The 17,079-nt window shown below is 38.4% G+C and carries 13 protein-coding genes; 4 read left to right on the forward strand and 9 right to left on the reverse strand.

All coding sequences use genetic code 11. The annotated features are described in order from the left end of the window. Positions 1–15: 15 nt before the first annotated feature. From QM847_RS05680 to QM847_RS05720, 9 genes are all read right to left on the reverse strand, one after another. Positions 16–1,590, reverse strand: a complete 1,575-nt coding sequence (locus QM847_RS05680) for a hypothetical protein (RefSeq protein WP_414354444.1) — start codon at positions 1,588–1,590, stop codon at positions 16–18. 70 nt (positions 1,591–1,660) lie between these two features. Beyond that, positions 1,661–2,881, reverse strand: coding sequence for a DNA cytosine methyltransferase (locus tag QM847_RS05685; protein ID WP_414354446.1), 1,221 nt, complete (start codon positions 2,879–2,881; stop codon positions 1,661–1,663). Positions 2,882–2,945: 64 nt separating this feature from the next. After that, positions 2,946–3,554: an HNH endonuclease gene (locus QM847_RS05690; RefSeq protein WP_414354448.1), complete on the reverse strand. Its 609-nt coding sequence runs from the start codon at positions 3,552–3,554 to the stop codon at positions 2,946–2,948. Beyond that, positions 3,554–4,180, reverse strand: a complete 627-nt coding sequence (locus QM847_RS05695) for a response regulator receiver domain (RefSeq protein WP_414354450.1) — start codon at positions 4,178–4,180, stop codon at positions 3,554–3,556. Before QM847_RS05695 ends, QM847_RS05690 begins: the two co-directional genes overlap by 1 nt. Position 4,181: 1 nt before the next feature. Continuing rightward, positions 4,182–6,581, reverse strand: a complete 2,400-nt coding sequence (locus QM847_RS05700; protein ID WP_414354452.1) for an ATP-binding protein — start codon at positions 6,579–6,581, stop codon at positions 4,182–4,184. Between the two features lie 10 nt (positions 6,582–6,591). Continuing rightward, positions 6,592–7,974, reverse strand: coding sequence for an Eco57I restriction-modification methylase domain-containing protein (locus QM847_RS05705; protein ID WP_414354454.1), 1,383 nt, complete (start codon positions 7,972–7,974; stop codon positions 6,592–6,594). A gap of 77 nt (positions 7,975–8,051) precedes the next feature. Beyond that, positions 8,052–10,703 (reverse strand): valine--tRNA ligase, encoded by a 2,652-nt coding sequence (locus QM847_RS05710; RefSeq protein WP_414354456.1) that lies wholly within the window; start codon positions 10,701–10,703, stop codon positions 8,052–8,054. Between the two features lie 30 nt (positions 10,704–10,733). After that, complete coding sequence (locus QM847_RS05715; protein WP_414354458.1) at positions 10,734–11,303, reverse strand: GNAT family N-acetyltransferase; 570 nt, start codon at positions 11,301–11,303, stop codon at positions 10,734–10,736. A 360-nt stretch (positions 11,304–11,663) separates the two neighbouring features. After that, a complete protein-coding gene (locus tag QM847_RS05720; protein WP_269797574.1) occupies positions 11,664–12,059 on the reverse strand; it encodes a helix-hairpin-helix domain-containing protein in 396 nt (131 codons plus the stop codon). 214 nt (positions 12,060–12,273) lie between these two features. Here QM847_RS05720 and QM847_RS05725 point away from each other — a divergent pair, with 214 nt between their 5' ends. From QM847_RS05725 to QM847_RS05740, 4 genes are read left to right on the forward strand one after another with little or no spacing between them, the layout of a single operon-like run. Further along, positions 12,274–13,032 carry an isoprenyl transferase gene (locus QM847_RS05725; RefSeq protein WP_414354461.1) on the forward strand — a complete coding sequence of 253 codons (759 nt, stop codon included), beginning with the start codon at positions 12,274–12,276 and terminating at the stop codon, positions 13,030–13,032. A gap of 8 nt (positions 13,033–13,040) precedes the next feature. Continuing rightward, on the forward strand, positions 13,041–13,844 hold the full coding sequence (locus QM847_RS05730) for a phosphatidate cytidylyltransferase (RefSeq protein ID WP_414354463.1): 804 nt from the start codon (positions 13,041–13,043) through the stop codon (positions 13,842–13,844). Between the two features lie 21 nt (positions 13,845–13,865). Next, positions 13,866–15,122 carry an RIP metalloprotease RseP gene (gene rseP / locus QM847_RS05735; RefSeq protein WP_414354465.1) on the forward strand — a complete coding sequence of 419 codons (1,257 nt, stop codon included), beginning with the start codon at positions 13,866–13,868 and terminating at the stop codon, positions 15,120–15,122. A 16-nt stretch (positions 15,123–15,138) separates the two neighbouring features. Then, a complete protein-coding gene (locus QM847_RS05740) occupies positions 15,139–16,992 on the forward strand; it encodes a proline--tRNA ligase (RefSeq protein ID WP_414354466.1) in 1,854 nt (617 codons plus the stop codon). The last annotated feature ends 87 nt before the right edge of the window (positions 16,993–17,079 follow it).

Here is a 17,079-nt window from a genome sequence, read left to right on the forward strand (position 1 = left end):
TTGTGTTGTTCAGGTCTATTTTGCTACCCAGCCGATGGCATCGCTTGGTGGATTTTCGGTATCGATCCAGATGAATTCGATGCCGATTTCACCATTTTTAAACTTGGTCAATCGAATACCGTTGATTTCCAGTTCATTGAGTCGTTGACCTGTCAAGATTTCTCGTTCCTTCAACTGGAAAACACCACGCAAGATCCAATTTCCAAGAATTTCTTGCTTATCAGTGGATTGAATTGCCTTGCCAGCTTCTTGGTTGATATAGGCATTGATGACATCTCCAGAAGGTAAGAAGCGTAGCTTAAAGGTTCTTTCTTCTTTTGATAGAGCTAGTTTTTTAGTACCAGGTTCAAAAGTCCCAAATCCTGGACCAAAGAAATCAGGTCTTTCGTCATGGAAGTTCTTGGAGTCAGGCAGGGGAATGTAAACTTCACTAACTGGACGATACACTAACTGCTCAATTTCTTTAATAAGTCTTTCATTGCCAGTCTTGTGGACAAAGTGAATCAAGTCCTCACGAATAGCTTTCATCTGGGCTTTTTCTTCCTTACTGGTCCATTTCTTCAAAAGGATTTCTTCTAAAGAAAAAGTTACAAAAGCTAGTTCTTCTGGAGCCAGACTGTCTTTGAATTTTTCCTGAATCTTTAAAATTCGTGGCAGACGATATTTTTGGGATAATTTCGGCCCACTGTTAAAGGCATTGAAACCAGAGTTTTCTTTCACATTTCCATGCTTGTCTGTGATTACCCAAGATACTGTTTCTAAGATATCGGATTGTTCCTTTTCAGCTGTTAGTAAATGAAGATTTTCAAAGAGAGTAAAAGGATCTTCAATATAATGGACGTCCCAAGCATCTACCACAATGTCTTTATTATTAAAAGTCATGTGAAGCTGGCTGTCAGCTGCTGTATACTTGTAGTGGTGTTGTCCATCCGTAAATCGAAAATTAGTAGGATTGTTTTTGGTAGTTGATCCTTCAATGACTAGGTTATCAATATCGACTGGTAAATAAGATGTTTCACCTACAAAAATCTTCGGATTTTCTCCCTTTGGTGTTGGCATCAGAACGTGGTAAACAGCTTCAACATTGACCGAGTCAGAGTTGAATCCCTTGATTTGCGCCTTAGAGGACTCAATTCTCTGATTCCGCAGAGTCGCAATCTTTCGCGCCAACTCTTCATAGCGCTGATAGTTTTCCTTGTCTGCTGCTTCTTTATCTGCAGCAATATCTGCATGAAACTTGATGTCACCCAACAAGTCTGTCCAAGATTGAGAATCTTTCTTGAACTGGGCAATTTTTTGGTCTCCAGAATTAATCCCAAAAGACTTGATACCCACTAAGTATTTATGATTTTCATCCACAATGACGGAAGCATCATAGGAAGTATTGGCGATATCTTCCCCTACGGCATTAAAGGCTTTTTGAAAAACAGTCTCCTGGAATTTGGAGTTAACGATCGGAGCAACATACTGTTCTGTTTGTCTCTCGTCTTCGGATTCTGCCTTTTGAGAGAAAGCTTGACTCAAACTAGCGAAGTTGGTAATTAAGGTTTTGTATTTTTCTTTTTGTTCAGACTTTAGATGTTCCCACATATGCACCCTCTTTTCTATTTTCAGTATATCAAAAGAAGATTAGTTTTTCACTAATCCTCTTATATATTCGTTAATTAATACTGTAAAATTCGAGTTTACCTTGTTTTTTGACAAGTCTCAAATACTCTTCATCTGATAGAAGAGCTAAACCATCATCATAAGCCTTGATTTTTTCAAGAGCTTGGTCATAGCTATCCGCAAAGTCTTTCACATACGACTCGCCTTCAAACTGGCCATTCATCTTGGTGTAGATAATGGCAAATTTTCCTGAACGGTCAAGTTGAGACTGTCCTTGACTTTCATTCAAAGCTTTAGCAACATTCTCTGCGATGCGTTTAATTACGGGAACAACTACACTATTTCCAGCTTGTTTGTATAACTGACCGTTAGAAACCCCTTCAGGGATTTTGAAGGATTTAGGATAGCCTTGGACATTAAAGGTCTCTTTGGGAGTCAACTTACGAATCTCACCACTGTCTGTCAAAATCAATGGAACATTGTGTCCACCTGTTCCCATATTTGCTGTGAGGGTAGGAACAACGCCGTTTTTGTTTTCACGAACATACTGACGGCGCCATTGGTAAACCGTATCTTGACTGGTGACTTCAAACTTTAACTGGTCGTAGAAATTCTGCTTTCCTTCACGGTAGTAGTAGACCTCATCTAGCTTATCGCCAAAGTTAATCACATCTTGAAGAGTCGTTGTCAGCTTGATTTCCTCTGGGAATTCAAACAAATCATAAGCTTCCTTGGTATCAAAACCAACAATATAAATCCGCTCACGGTTTTGTGGGATATTCCCATAGTCTTTCCCGTTAAGAACCTTCCACTTGATAAAGTAGTTGTTCTCCGTCAAGGCTTCACGAATAACCTTAAATGTATTGCCGTGGTCATGACCGACCATATTTTTGACGTTTTCGATGAAAATGGCACGAGGTTTACGTCCTTCAATCATGCGAAGCAATTCAAAGAAAAGATCCCCACGATCATCATCAAAGCCCTTGCGATAACCTGCAATACTAAAGGCCTGGCAAGGGAAACCTCCCATAATCACATCCACGCGCTCAGCTGGAATGTCCTCTGGCTGAACATCGTGAATATCACGACCATCCAAATAGGTATCTGGATGGTTTAACTGATAAGTCTGACGCGCATACTTATCAAACTCATTGGCATACACCACTCTGAACTCGTTGGTCTGTTCAAATCCCAACTCAATCCCCCCGACACCTGAGAAGAAAGCTGCAATGTTGTACTTCTCAGGTCGGTTCGAACTTACAGAATTTGTCATGTAGTAACCTGCTTTCTAAAAATTAAAATTTGCTATGAGTCAATCATCTCAATTCATTTTGATATCATAATTTCAGTTGACTATTTCGGAAATAGTTATCATCTATGAAATCTAATATTTCTATAATACTACAAATTAATGATACATTTTTTTGTTTGGACTTATTAGATTTACGTTTAATAATATTAAGTGAAGAATAGACATAGTCTAACTTATATAATTCTTTAGATAATCCTATGGTTTTTATATACTCCTCCGCCAAACTTCTTTGCTCTTCTGGTAGATCATTATTTGGTACAATCGCTCCTCTATTAGTTCTATAAAATAATTTTTTATATTCTTCACCTAAAGGATCTAAATCAGAAGGAAGATCTCTATCATTTTTTGTTGTATTACATATTGGACAACTTAGTGCCAAATTACTATAATCATCTATTAAAGCATTGTTGCCTATTTGACTTTTAATGTGTTCTATATGAAAATTAGCCGCATCATATCGTTTACAATTCCACCCACAATAGATACACATTGCGCTAAAATCTTCAACTAAGTATCTTTTTATCAGTGGCCGTTGACTTTTTACAGAATATTTTTCAGTAACATTTTCTCGTCTAAATGGTAGAGATTCATATCCCCTATAATCTTTCTTATATAATTTTCTTATATAATTCACTATATATCTCCTGACTCATCAATAATTTTATATGCTATTTCTATTAAATTGTCTAAATCATTCGCAACATCATCCCTTATAAGACGAGGTTGAGTAATAGAAAATTGATGATCAATTTTCACTTCATTAATTGCAACTTCTGTTGAAAATGCATTTGATTTTTTCAAGCCTTGGTTGACTCTCTTAAGCGTATTTATATTTTCTATTCCTAATTTAACTTGTCTATCAATGTACTCTAACATATTATCGATTTCATCTTCCTTGGTGAATACCTCTCCATTTCCATCTTTAGAAAACTTCTTCTCTATTGATGGATCAATTTGGACATCATCACTATGTGAAGTATATATACAAACAGGAAAAAATGGATTTTGCTTTTTAATGGTTTCCCACAATTCAATAGCATCACCATAAATATTACTATTTGCTAAATCATAGTCCAAAATAACTCCATATTTTTCTTTTGAATACAGATTTTCCAAGAAATCTTCCTTTGATTTTTCATTTATTATTCCCAAAAATTCAACACTATAGCCCTTTTTAGAAAATTTTTGCTCTAATTCCCCTAATGTATACATAGCATCTTCATCATCGTCAATATAATAAATTGTTTTTTTATCAGACATTTTATTCCACTCCACCTTTTAAAGTCATTTTAATTTTAAAGCCTTTTTCCCCAGGTTTAGATAATAACTCTTTATCTCCTTTTAAATTAGATATAACTGAGGCTAAAATTGACATTCCCATTCCAGTCCCACCTTTATTATAAGATTTATATGGTTCGAAAATCAAATTTGGGTTTTCAATTTTCTTATTCAAACCATTACCATTATCTTCATAGGTAATCTTAATTAGTGTATCTTCCATAATTTCTAAAGAAATATTGATAATTCTATGGTTGATTTTATCCGGTGATTTAAAACTTTTATAAGAATTAGTTATTAAATTTAGGAAAATACTATCTAACTGCGTTTCACTTGCATAAACATAAATATTTTTTATTGCCTCAGGTAAAGATTCTAAAGAGGATTCCCCATTGATTAAATAGTCATACGAATAAAAATTATCTCTTATTGAATTATCCCACCAAGAATAAACTTTAAAAAGATAAGAAGATAGATTAATTTTTTCTTTCTTATCCCTTGTTGGATTATTGACACTACTTTCTATAAATCCTAATATATTGGTTGTTTTGCGTTCAACCGCTTCCGAAAAATCATATAAATTATACCTTTTCTTAATCTCATGAAAATCCGACTTAAAAAGTATTGAATAATGGTCTCCTATATCTTTTAAATTTTGAGGAATCGTTTTAAAGAACATCTTATCATTCTTAATTTGATGTGCAAAAGTTGACATAACTATTCCTTGAGTTGCCATAGTTCGTAACGTATCACCCTCACTAACAAGTGAACTATTCTCTTCCTCAGTAGTATCCTGTAATGAATACATCTCAAATAACGATTGTGGATTAGAGACTAGTGCCTCATACTCCGGATCTTTATAAAGCCCTTGTAAATTTCCCTGGTGTTTATTAACAAGATTGTCTAACTTTTTCTTTGTCTTCTTTCCTCTTTCACTAAAAAGCGGAACATCAGCTTTCTCTTTCAAAAAATCATTATATAAAATAATAATTTCTGAACGCACAGAAGAAAAATCTTTTATAATTCTGAGAATAACACTCTCAAGATATTCAAACTCTGCACTATTTTTTAAACCTTCACGATTAGCTTGATCTTCAAACCCTCCATTTTTTTCCTTAGTTATGTTTACATAACCACTCAACTGATTTGCTTGCATTATGTAGCTACTACGGCCAACACCAGCTGGATTTTTAGTTCTTTCTTTTTCAATTCCAACCCAGTCAAACCCAATAGTATCAACCTCACCATAAGGTCTAATCCTAAAACCATCTCTATATAATAAAATTCCGGGTTCAATATCAACAGTATTCGTTCCTATTGCTGGTCTTTTTAAAAAAGGATACTTATTAGAACCAGTTTTCTTTGTAAAATAGAGAACTCCATCAAAATCACCTATCGGATTATTAGGCATTTTATCAGGGATATACTCTGAAATTTTAAACTCTCTCTCAAAATGGTATCTACTTCTTTTTTTACCACTCTTTTCTTGAATATAATCTTTTAGTTTATCGAATTTCGCATTTACAAAATCCGGCGGTAATTGACTAATATCAATTTCATCAAAATACCCCTCTAAGATTAACATATCACTGTCGTGTGAAAAAGCAAACGAAATTTCTGCATCTGTTGAAACATCAGACAAAGAAGGCTCTATTTCTTCTTTTTCGTCAAAGTAGTCTAATATAATTTTAAATTCACCTGATTTTTCTAATTTAAGAGGGTTTTTTAATTTATTTAAAGTTAGCTTCAATAGAGAATAATTTGTTCCCGATTGTCCTTTATCTGATAGTAACCATTCATCTTTCAACTCACTGGCTATTAAAATTGTTCCTGAGCATTTTGGGTTTTCTAAACCTCTATTTGTATACTCTGAAATGAACTCATTCAATGATAATTGTTCAATATTTACTTTTACAGTATCTAAAGCTTCTCCCGTTATGAAGTTATTCCAATTGATACTAAATCTATATGCTTCGCTACCATCTGAAGTAATAACGGAGCTTATATTCCCAAGTCTACCAAGTGATAATCTACCTATTCCCATAGAACCATTCATCACACGCTCAGAATCTAGGTGTTTTATTGAAGTAGTATAAGTTTTATCATCCGTTCCCAATGTAAAAAAGACATTAATGATTTTATCCAAACTCATCCCTTGACCGTAGTCAATTATTTCTATAGAAGTAGCTTTTTTGTCTTTTCTTTTGTTAATAGTTATATCTTTTCCTATTATTCGAATATTTACTTGATTCGAAAATGCATCGTAACTATTTTTTACTAATTCTAATATCGCACTTCTGTAATCTAGTACATTATCTCTCCCTAAAAGGTTTACCGTTCTTGTTGTTGATTTAAAACTTACTTCTTTCACTTTTTCAGCCATTGTTCATCCCTCATACTCTTATTGGATAATTTTTTACATCATTCACGGATATACGAATTGATTTTCCACTCGCATTAATTGCTCTAGTTTCTATATAATTATAGAAATCTTCTGATTCAAGTATTTTTTTTGCATAATCAAGACCTTTTTCTGCTAATGGAATAATATAAAATCCCGAATATGGTATCATTTGAGAATCTAACTCGTATACATTTACTTTCTCAGTAATTACCGATGAAATCATTAATTTTTCCTGATTCATGAATTTCAAACCTTGTGATCGACCATACTCAAACCATTCCCCATCAGATTTTCTGTTATCTAAAACCTCTTTCCATTCTCGAAGATATCTAGTTGTTTTAGGAAAGATTCTTTCAAACTCTTCTCTAGGATATCTTCTAAGTTCATTATTTACAAACTTATATGGGAAAATAATTTTATCTACAATATTTTTCGATAACTTTCTTGGACTAGCCGCAGGTTTTAAAATTTCATCCTCCAAGTCCAAATCTTCTTGCTCAGGAATTAGAAATACCTTATTCGCTAATGTAGCTACGCTATTTGAGACTTTAAATAACTCTCCAAAGGTTAACTGATTAGCTTTAAAATCGATATTTTCAGTAAAATACCATTTAGACCCTAAATCTTCTTTTCTTATAAGAAAGGACTTATTAAAATCACTATCAATATATTCTAAGTAATTATATATTCTAGAATTATCAATGACCATAATTGCTGATGATGTTAGAATTCTCCCAAAAATATGCGTATGTCTGTAATCAATTAATTGTAGAATATTTTTTTTTAAGATTTCTCTTAGATTTTCAGCAAAAACATTTTTAAATATGCTATTAGGGATTAGATAACACATTTTTCCTGTCGTTTTTTTCAAATCTAGTAAACTCTTTTCGATGAAAGCATAACAATAATCAAATTTGCCTTTTTTACAAGAAGTAAAATTATTTTTCAAGAAACTTCTATCCATAGTATTAAGTTCTTGATAGGTGATATATGGAGGATTACCAACAATAAAATCAAATCTCATTTTAAGATTGTATCTTAAATAATCATCAGAAAGAATTTGCCAGTTTACCTCTTGAATTCCGTATTCCAAAGCAATATTATCTAAATTTCTTAAACAATTTTCCTTTAATTGAGGGGCAATTTCAAAAGCAACAAAGTATTTTTCTAAATCAGATTTTATGGATGAAGTGGAATATCTGTGCTTAAGTGCTACTTCAATGTATCTTTTAATTGCTACACACAAAATATTTCCTTCACCTACAGAATTCTCTAAAAAATATTTTTTAAGTATATTTTTCCCATCATATTCTACCTTATCAAGCATAAAATGAACATATTTTTCAGGGGTAAAAACTTGGAATTTTTCCATATTTATTATTTATAGATCGCTTTCTAACGTTTTATTTATTATATCAAAAAACACGGCATTCCGCCGTGTTTCTGTGTTTATTTCACCAACTTCTTCATCTCATCAATACGTGCGACCGTCGCGTCGTATTTAGCTTGGTAGTCGGCTTGTTTGTCGCGTTCTTTTTGGACGACTTCTGGTTTGGCATTGGCTACGAAGCGTTCGTTAGAGAGCTTCTTACCAACCATGTCCAGTTCTTTTTGCCATTTAGCAAGTTCCTTGTCGAGACGAGCGAGTTCTTCTTCGACATTGAGGAGGTCAGCGAGTGGCAAGTAGATTTCTGCTCCTGTGATGACGCTTGACATAGCGAGTTCAGGTGCAGGGATGGTTGATGCGATTTCCAAGTGTTCTGGATTTGTGAAGCGTTTGATGTAGTTGACATTGCTGTTAAAGAAAGCTTCCAAATCACTATCGCTAGTCTTCACAAGGATGGTGATTGGCTTGCTTGGTGCTACGTTTACTTCAGCACGCGCATTACGAACAGCACGGATCAAGTCTTTGAGGCTTTCGACACCTGTGTGAGCAGCGAGGTCTTCAAAGACTGGGTTGACAGTTGGGTATTCTGCTGTAACGATAGATCCTTCTGAGATTTGTCCAAAGATTTCCTCTGTCACAAATGGCATAATTGGGTGAAGGAGACGAAGGATTTTGTCCAAAGTATAGAGGAGAACAGAACGTGTGATGACTTTCTCTTCTTCGTTATCGCTATAAAGGACTTCCTTGGTCAACTCAATGTACCAGTCTGCAAACTCGTCCCAGATGAAGTTGTAGAGGATGTGTCCAGCTACACCAAATTCAAACTTGTCAAAATTTTCAGTGACTTTGCCGATGGTTTCATTGAGGTTGTGGAGAATCCAACGGTCAGTGACATTTCCAGCTTCCTTGTTGACAACTTTTTCGACATTGGCAGTTGCTTGCTCAAGGGTCAAGCCTTCATTGTTCATGAGGATGTAGCGAGAGATGTTCCAGATTTTGTTAATGAAGTTCCATGAAGCATCCATTTTCTCGTAAGAGAAGCGCACGTCTTGGCCTGGTGCAGAACCGTTTGAAAGGAACCAACGAAGGGCATCGGCACCGTATTTCTCGATCACATCCATTGGGTCAATCCCGTTACCGAGAGATTTAGACATCTTGCGTCCTTGCTCGTCACGAATGAGACCGTGGATAAGGACGTTTTGGAATGGTTGACGGCCAGTGAATTCCAAAGATTGGAAGATCATACGAGACACCCAGAAGAAGATGATGTCGTAACCTGTTACCAAGGTTGAAGTTGGGAAGTAACGTTTGAAGTCTTCTGAGTCGACATCAGGCCAACCCATGGTTGAGAATGGCCAAAGGGCAGAACTGAACCACGTATCCAAGACGTCTTCGTCTTGAGTCCATCCGTCACCTTCTGGAGCTTCCTCACCAACGTACATTTCACCCTCAGCATTGTACCAAGCAGGGATTTGGTGACCCCACCAGAGCTGACGAGAGATTACCCAGTCATGGACATTTTCCATCCATTGGAGGAAGGTATCGTTGAAACGAGGTGGGTAGAATTCTACCTTATCGTCTGTGTCTTGGTTAGCAATAGCGTTCTTAGCCAATTGGTCCATCTTGACGAACCACTGAGTAGACAAACGTGGTTCAACCACAACCCCTGTACGCTCTGAGTGACCAACGCTGTGGACACGTTTTTCGATTTTAACAAGGGCACCGATTTCTTCCAACTTGGCAACGACTGCCTTACGAGCTTCAAAACGGTCCATGCCTGCAAATTCGAAGGCCAAGTCATTCATGGTTCCGTCGTCGTTCATGACGTTGACTTGTGGCAAGTTGTGGCGTTGACCAACCAAGAAGTCATTTGGATCGTGGGCAGGTGTGATTTTCACGACACCCGTACCAAACTCAGGATCTGCGTGTTCGTCTCCAACGATTGGAATCAATTTATTAGCGATAGGAAGGACGACGTTTTTACCGATCAAATCCTTGTAGCGCGGGTCTTCTGGATTGACCGCAACGGCAACGTCCCCAAACATAGTCTCAGGACGAGTTGTCGCAACTTCAAGGGCGCGTGAGCCGTCTTCCAGCATGTAGTTCATGTGGTAGAAGGCACCTTCCACGTCCTTGTGGATCACCTCGATATCAGAAAGGGCTGTGCGAGCTGCTGGGTCCCAGTTGATGATAAATTCACCACGGTAGATCCAACCTTTCTTGTAAAGGTCCACAAAGACCTTGCGAACCGCTTTTGACAAACCTTCATCAAGGGTGAAACGCTCACGAGAGTAGTCTACAGAGAGTCCCATCTTACCCCATTGTTCTTTGATAGTAGTGGCATATTCGTCTTTCCATTCCCAGACTTTGTCAAGGAATTTTTCACGACCAAGGTCATAACGGCTAATGCCCTCACCACGCAAGCGCTCCTCAACCTTAGCCTGAGTCGCAATCCCCGCGTGGTCCATACCAGGAAGCCAAAGGGTGTCAAAACCTTGCATACGTTTTTGACGGATGATGATATCCTGTAAAGTCGTATCCCAAGCGTGACCAAGGTGAAGTTTCCCAGTTACGTTTGGTGGTGGAATAACGATTGAATAAGGCTTAGCCTTTTTATCGCCAGAAGGCTTGAAAACATCTTCGTCAAGCCATTTTTGGTAACGACCAGCCTCAACCTCGGCTGGATTGTATTTAGGTGAAAGTTCTTTAGACATGTGTGTGTCCTTTCTAGTTATTTCTATTTTTTAATGTTGGCCTTGATCTTCCCACTCACTCTTCAGCAAGCCGTATCTCAAATCATCACAGCGATTGCCTTGGGCATCTTTGCGGTCTCTTACGCGAGCTTCTAGAGTGAAGCCAAGCTTCTCTGCGACTCGTTGACTTTGGACATTGTAGCCAAAGCAAGACAATTCTACCTTGTGAAGCCCCAATTCTTTAAAAGCTAGGTCAATCAAGGTACGTGCCGCTTCGGGCACAAAGCCTCGGCCCCAATAGTCGGGGTGCAAGGTATAGCCAATCTCCAGCACATCGTCTTCGTGGCGATAGTTGAAATCAACAGAGCCGATGATTTTATCAGTCCCTTTGACCACAATTCCATAGCCTGCTGGGAGATTGTCTTTTTGATTGCGCTCAGGAAGGATGTGTTCTAAGTAATAGATTTCATCTTCCAAGGTATTGACAGGTGGAAAACCTGCTGGGTAAGAGACTTCTGGACGACTGGCATAGTCAAAGATAACCTCGGCATCAGCCACTGTACGGACTCGTAAGACTAGACGCTCGGTTTCGATTCGTTCTGGCAACTCTGCTTTTGTCATTCCTCCCTCGCTTTCTACAAAAAATCGCCCCTGTCATTAATCTGACAGGGACGAATGTGTTTAATCCGCGGTACCACCCAATTTCGGGCAGAGCCCGCAACTTTAATTTTCTTGTTTCACTTTTATGACGTCGTTAGCTCGTCTTGGCGTACTTGAGTACAGCCTGCAACTCGCTGCCTAGTCCTAAAAGGAAACAAAAAGATTTATATTTCAATTTTTAATTTCAACTCACTAGCAACCAGTTTTGACACATTTGTGGACTTCTCAGCTCCGCCACTTTCTGTAAAATGTGGGACTCAAAACACCTCTAATGGCTATATTTTAACAAGTTTTTTACGGAAATGCAAGGAACAAGAAAGATTACTTGAACTTGATGCCGTTTTCTTTTAATTTCTTGATTGTAGCTGGACCGATTCCTTTCAAAGCAAGGAGTTCTTTTTCTGTCCAGTTTTTGAAGTCAGCAGCAGACTTGATTCCTTCATCGTAGAAAGTTTTTGCACGGTCAAGTGGAAGTCCACCTAAGTTAGCTGCGAAATCTTCAACAGAAGTTGTAACCTTTTGGGCTTGCTCTTTAGTCGCTTCTACAGCTTTTTCTACTTGCTTAGAGACAGCTTTTCCAGCCTCGCTTGCTGCGTGCTCTGCATGTTTAACGACTTTCTTTGTTTCTTCGACAACCTTATTCACAGCATTTGAAAATGCACCTGAACGACGAAGGCTGTTTCTTAATTGTTTTTTACGTTGTAGTTTCTTTGACATGGTAAAATCCTTTCAATAAAAAACCCCTGTGATTGAACAAGGATTAATCTTTGTGTTTTTATTGTATCAACTTTCTTTTGAAAATGCAAGGTTAGAAATGATGCGCTTATTTGTAAACTATAGTAAATTCCCTTCTAGAATAAGCTATGAAGATAGAAGAAAAGCGAAAAATATGGTATAATGAAACGATAGATTTTTGAATAGGAATACAAGCATGTTTGGATTTTTTAAAAAAGATAAACCAATAGAAACTCCAGTACCAACAATGGTACCGTCTCATATCGGTGTTATCATGGATGGAAATGGTCGTTGGGCCAAAAAACGAATGCAACCTCGAGTTTTTGGACATAAGGCTGGGATGGATGCTTTGAAAAAAGCTGCAATTACAGCTAGTGATATGGGAGTTAAGGCCTTGACTGTTTATGCCTTTTCGACCGAAAACTGGGCTCGTCCAGATCAAGAAGTTAAATTTATCATGAACTTGCCAGTTGAGTTTTATGACAAGTACGTGCCTGAATTGCATGAGAGAAACATGAAGATTCAGATGATAGGTGAAACCAATCGTTTGCCTAAAGAGACTTTTGAAGCTCTGAAAAAAGCGGAGGAATTGACCCAGTCAAATACAGGCTTGATTCTTAATTTTGCTCTCAACTATGGAGGAAGAGCTGAAATTACACAGGCTCTCAAGTTGATTGCAGAGGAAGTTTCAGAAGGTAAGATAAGTTCTGCAGACATTAACGAAGAATTGATTGGAGACTATCTTTTTACAGGACATTTACCGAAAGAGTTTCGTGATCCAGATTTGATTATTCGAACTAGTGGGGAACTTCGTTTGAGTAACTTCTTACCTTGGCAGGCTGCTTATAGCGAGCTTTATTTCACAGATGTCTTGTGGCCGGATTTCGATGAGCAAGCTTTGAAGGAGGCTGTTGCAGAGTTCAATCGTCGTAACCGTCGATTTGGAGGAGTTTAGGAGAAATTATGAAAAAGGATTTATTAAAGAGAACCATCTTTGCCGCTTTGGCATTGGCTATCTTTATACCGCTCTTAATCTTGGGCGGCCTATGGTTACAGATTGCCATGGGATTGATTGCTATGTTAGGGGTTCATGAATTACTTCGTATGAAAGGTTTAAATACCATGACACCCGAAGGTTTGTTGACCTTATTAGCAACATTTGCTCTTACGATTCCCTTGGAAAACTATTTGACCTTCTTACCAGTAGATGGGAATGTTGTTGCCTATAGCGTCTTGATTTTTATCATGTTAGGTTGCACAGTATTTAGTAAGAATTACACGATTGAAGATGCGGTCTTTCCAATTGCCATGAGTTTTTACGTCGGCTTTGGATTTAATGCCTTGGTCGATGCTCGTGTAGCAGGTCTAGATAAAGCCCTTTTGGGACTTTGTATGGTTTGGGCAACCGATAGTGGTGCCTACCTTGTAGGAATGAATTTCGGTAAGAGAAAGCTAGCTCCAAGAGTCTCTCCAAATAAAACAATTGAGGGAGCTTTGGGTGGAGTCGTCACTGCTATGATAGCAACAGCCATCTTTATGATGGTAGATAGTACCGTTGCCCTACCTTACGGGATTTACAAAATGACTGTTTTTGCTATCTTCTTTAGCTTGGCAGGTCAGTTGGGTGACTTGATTGAGAGTGCCATGAAACGCCACTTTGGGGTCAAGGACTCAGGGAAATTCATCCCTGGACATGGTGGTGTATTGGACCGCTTTGACTCTATGTTAGCTATTTTCCCTATTATGCACCTATTCGGCTTATTTTAAGGAAAGGGAATCAGAAACTAAATGATTGGATTATTAACGTTTATCCTGGTTTTTGGAATCACCGTGGTGGTCCACGAGTTCGGGCATTTTTACTTTGCCAAAAAATCTGGGATTTTAGTTCGTGAGTTTGCCATTGGTATGGGGCCAAAGATTTTTGCCCATATCGGAAAAGATGGTACTGCCTATACGATTCGTCTCTTGCCACTAGGTGGTTATGTCCGTATGGCAGGTTGGAGCGAGGATGCTACAGAGATTAAGACAGGGACTCCTGTCAGTTTGACTCTTAACCAAGATGGTAAGGTCAAGCGGATTAATCTCTCTGGTAAGAAAATTGATCAGACAGCTCTACCTATGCAGGTAACTCAATTTGATTTTGAAGACAAGCTTTTTATCACAGGTTTGGTTTTAGAAGAAGAAAAAACTTTTTCAGTAGACCATGATGCAACTATTGTGGAAGCTGATGGAACGGAAGTTCGTATTGCTCCTCTAGACGTTCAATATCAAAATGCGACTGTCTGGGGCAAATTGATTACCAACTTTGCTGGGCCGATGAACAACTTCATTTTGGGAGTCATTGTCTTCTGGATTTTGATTTTCATGCAAGGTGGGGTTCGTGATACGCAAACGAATAACTTCAGTATTATTCCAGATAGCGCCTTGGCCAAGGTTGGTGTTGAACATACAGCTCAGATTACCAAGGTAGGAAATTATGAGATTTCAAACTGGTCTGACTTGATTCAGGCGGTTGAGGCGGAGACAAAGGACAAGACTGCACCTGTCTTGGATGTGACCATTTCTGAAAATGGGACTGAAAAACAAATAACCGTGACACCTGAGGAAAACCAAGGACGCTATATTCTAGGTGTTCAGCCTAGTCTCAAGTCTGATATCTGGTCTATGTTCATGGGTGGATTTACCTCTGCAGCTGACTCGGCTTTACGAATTCTCAATGCCTTGAAAAGTTTGATTTTCCAGCCTGACTTGAATAAGTTAGGTGGTCCAGTTGCTATCTTTAAGGCAAGTAGTGATGCTGCTAAAAACGGTCTTGAGAACGTCTTGTTCTTCTTGGCCATGATTTCCATCAACATCGGAATTTTCAACTTAATTCCTATTCCTGCACTTGACGGTGGTAAAATCGTGCTCAACATCATCGAAGCCATTCGCCGCAAACCATTGAAACAAGAAATTGAAACCTATGTTACTCTCGTTGGAGTTGTGATTATGGTTGTCTTGATGCTCGCCGTAACATGGAACGACATCATGCGCACCTTCTTTTAAGAATTAGGGGAGAAATATGAAACAAAGTAAAATGCTTATTCCAACGCTTCGCGAAATGCCAAGCGATGCTCAAGTTATCAGCCATGCTCTTATGTTGCGTGCTGGATATGTTCGTCAAGTATCAGCAGGAGTCTATTCTTACCTGCCACTTGCTAACCGTGTTATCGAAAAAGCCAAGAATATCATGCGTCAAGAGTTTGACAAGATTGGTGCTGTAGAAATGTTGGCTCCGGCCCTTCTCAGTGCAGACCTTTGGCGTGAGTCTGGCCGTTATGAAACCTACGGTGAAGATTTGTACAAATTGAAGAATCGTGAAAAATCTGACTTTATCTTGGGTCCAACTCACGAAGAAACCTTCACAGCTATTGTGCGTGATTCTGTTAAGTCTTACAAGCAATTACCACTGAACTTGTACCAAATCCAACCTAAGTACCGTGACGAAAAACGTCCACGTAATGGACTTCTTCGTACGCGTGAATTCATTATGAAAGACGGCTATAGCTTCCACGCTAACTACGACAGTTTGGATGTAACCTACGATGAGTACAAGTCGGCTTATGAACGTATCTTCACTCGTAGTGGCTTGGACTTTAAAGCTATCATCGGTGACGGTGGAGCCATGGGTGGTAAGGATAGCCAAGAGTTTATGGCCATCACACCTGCGCGTATAGACCTGAATCGTTGGGTAGTTTTAGATAAATCTGTAGCCTCGTTTGATGAAATTCCTGCAGAAGTGCAAGAAGAAATCAAGGCAGAATTGCTGAAATGGATGGTTTCTGGTGAAGATACCATTGCCTACTCAAGTGAGTCAAGCTATGCAGCTAATTTGGAAATGGCAACCAACGAGTACAAACCAAGTAACCGTGTTGTGACGGAAAATCAAGTGGCTCGCGTAGAAACACCAGGTATTAAATCTATTGATGAAGTAGCAGCCTTTCTAAACGTTCCAGAAGAACAAACCATCAAAACCCTATTCTACATGGCAGACGGTGAGCTTGTAGCAGCCCTTCTAGTTGGAAATGATCAACTCAATGAAGTAAAAATGAAAAACCACTTGGGAGCAGATTTCTTTGACGTAGCCACTGAAGAAGAAGTCGTAGCTGTTATCCCAGCAGGATTTGGTTCTCTAGGACCAGTCGGTCTACCTGAAAATATTAAAATCATTGCAGACCGTAAGGTTCAAGATCTTCGCAATGCTGTTGCTGGTGCAAACGAAGATGGTTACCACTTAACTGGTGTCAATCCAGGTCGTGATTTCACTGCTGAGTATGTCGATATCCGTGAAGTACGTGAAGGTGAAATTTCGCCGGATGGAAAAGGTATCTTAAACTTTGCGCGTGGTATCGAAATTGGTCACATCTTCAAACTAGGAACTCGTTATTCAGCAAGTATGGGAGCAGATGTATTGGATGAAAATGGTCGTGCGATCCCAATTATCATGGGATGCTATGGTATCGGTGTCAGCCGTCTCCTTTCAGCAGTTATGGAGCAACACGCTCGCCTCTTTGTTAACAAAACTCCAAAAGGTGAATACCGTTACGCTTGGGGCATCAACTTCCCTAAAGAATTGGCACCATTTGATGTGCACTTGATTCCAGTTAATGTCAAGGATGAAGACTCTCTTGCATTGACAGATCGTATCGAAGAAGCCTTGGTCAACAAAGGTTACGAAGTTTTGACGGATGACCGTAACGAACGTGTTGGTGTTAAATTCAGCGATAGCGACTTGATTGGTCTTCCAATCCGTATCACTGTTGGTAAAAAAGCAGCGGATGGTATCGTAGAAGTGAAGATCAAGGCGACAGGAGATACAATCGAAGTTCACGCAGATAGCTTGCTTGAAACCCTTGAAATCCTAACAAATAAATAAAATCTATAATCAGAAGAAAAACAAGACAAAAATGTAACTAGTTTTTGCCTTGTTTTTTCTTTATAATGAGATAAAATAAACATAAAA

Source organism: Streptococcus timonensis (assembly GCF_047463455.1).
In the GTDB taxonomy this organism is placed as follows: Bacteria; Bacillota; Bacilli; order Lactobacillales; family Streptococcaceae; genus Streptococcus; species Streptococcus timonensis_B.

Coding starts and splice junctions, on each gene's coding strand:
- QM847_RS05680 (WP_414354444.1), bottom strand. CDS start 1,590: ATGTGGGAACATCTAAAGTCTGAACAAAAAGAAAAATACAAAACCTTA.
- QM847_RS05685 (WP_414354446.1), bottom strand. CDS start 2,881: ATGACAAATTCTGTAAGTTCGAACCGACCTGAGAAGTACAACATTGCA.
- QM847_RS05695 (WP_414354450.1), bottom strand. CDS start 4,180: ATGTCTGATAAAAAAACAATTTATTATATTGACGATGATGAAGATGCT.
- QM847_RS05700 (WP_414354452.1), bottom strand. CDS start 6,581: ATGGCTGAAAAAGTGAAAGAAGTAAGTTTTAAATCAACAACAAGAACG.
- QM847_RS05705 (WP_414354454.1), bottom strand. CDS start 7,974: ATGGAAAAATTCCAAGTTTTTACCCCTGAAAAATATGTTCATTTTATG.
- QM847_RS05710 (WP_414354456.1), bottom strand. CDS start 10,703: ATGTCTAAAGAACTTTCACCTAAATACAATCCAGCCGAGGTTGAGGCT.
- QM847_RS05715 (WP_414354458.1), bottom strand. CDS start 11,303: ATGACAAAAGCAGAGTTGCCAGAACGAATCGAAACCGAGCGTCTAGTC.
- QM847_RS05720 (WP_269797574.1), bottom strand. CDS start 12,059: ATGTCAAAGAAACTACAACGTAAAAAACAATTAAGAAACAGCCTTCGT.
- QM847_RS05725 (WP_414354461.1), top strand. CDS start 12,274: ATGTTTGGATTTTTTAAAAAAGATAAACCAATAGAAACTCCAGTACCA.
- QM847_RS05730 (WP_414354463.1), top strand. CDS start 13,041: ATGAAAAAGGATTTATTAAAGAGAACCATCTTTGCCGCTTTGGCATTG.
- rseP (WP_414354465.1), top strand. CDS start 13,866: ATGATTGGATTATTAACGTTTATCCTGGTTTTTGGAATCACCGTGGTG.
- QM847_RS05740 (WP_414354466.1), top strand. CDS start 15,139: ATGAAACAAAGTAAAATGCTTATTCCAACGCTTCGCGAAATGCCAAGC.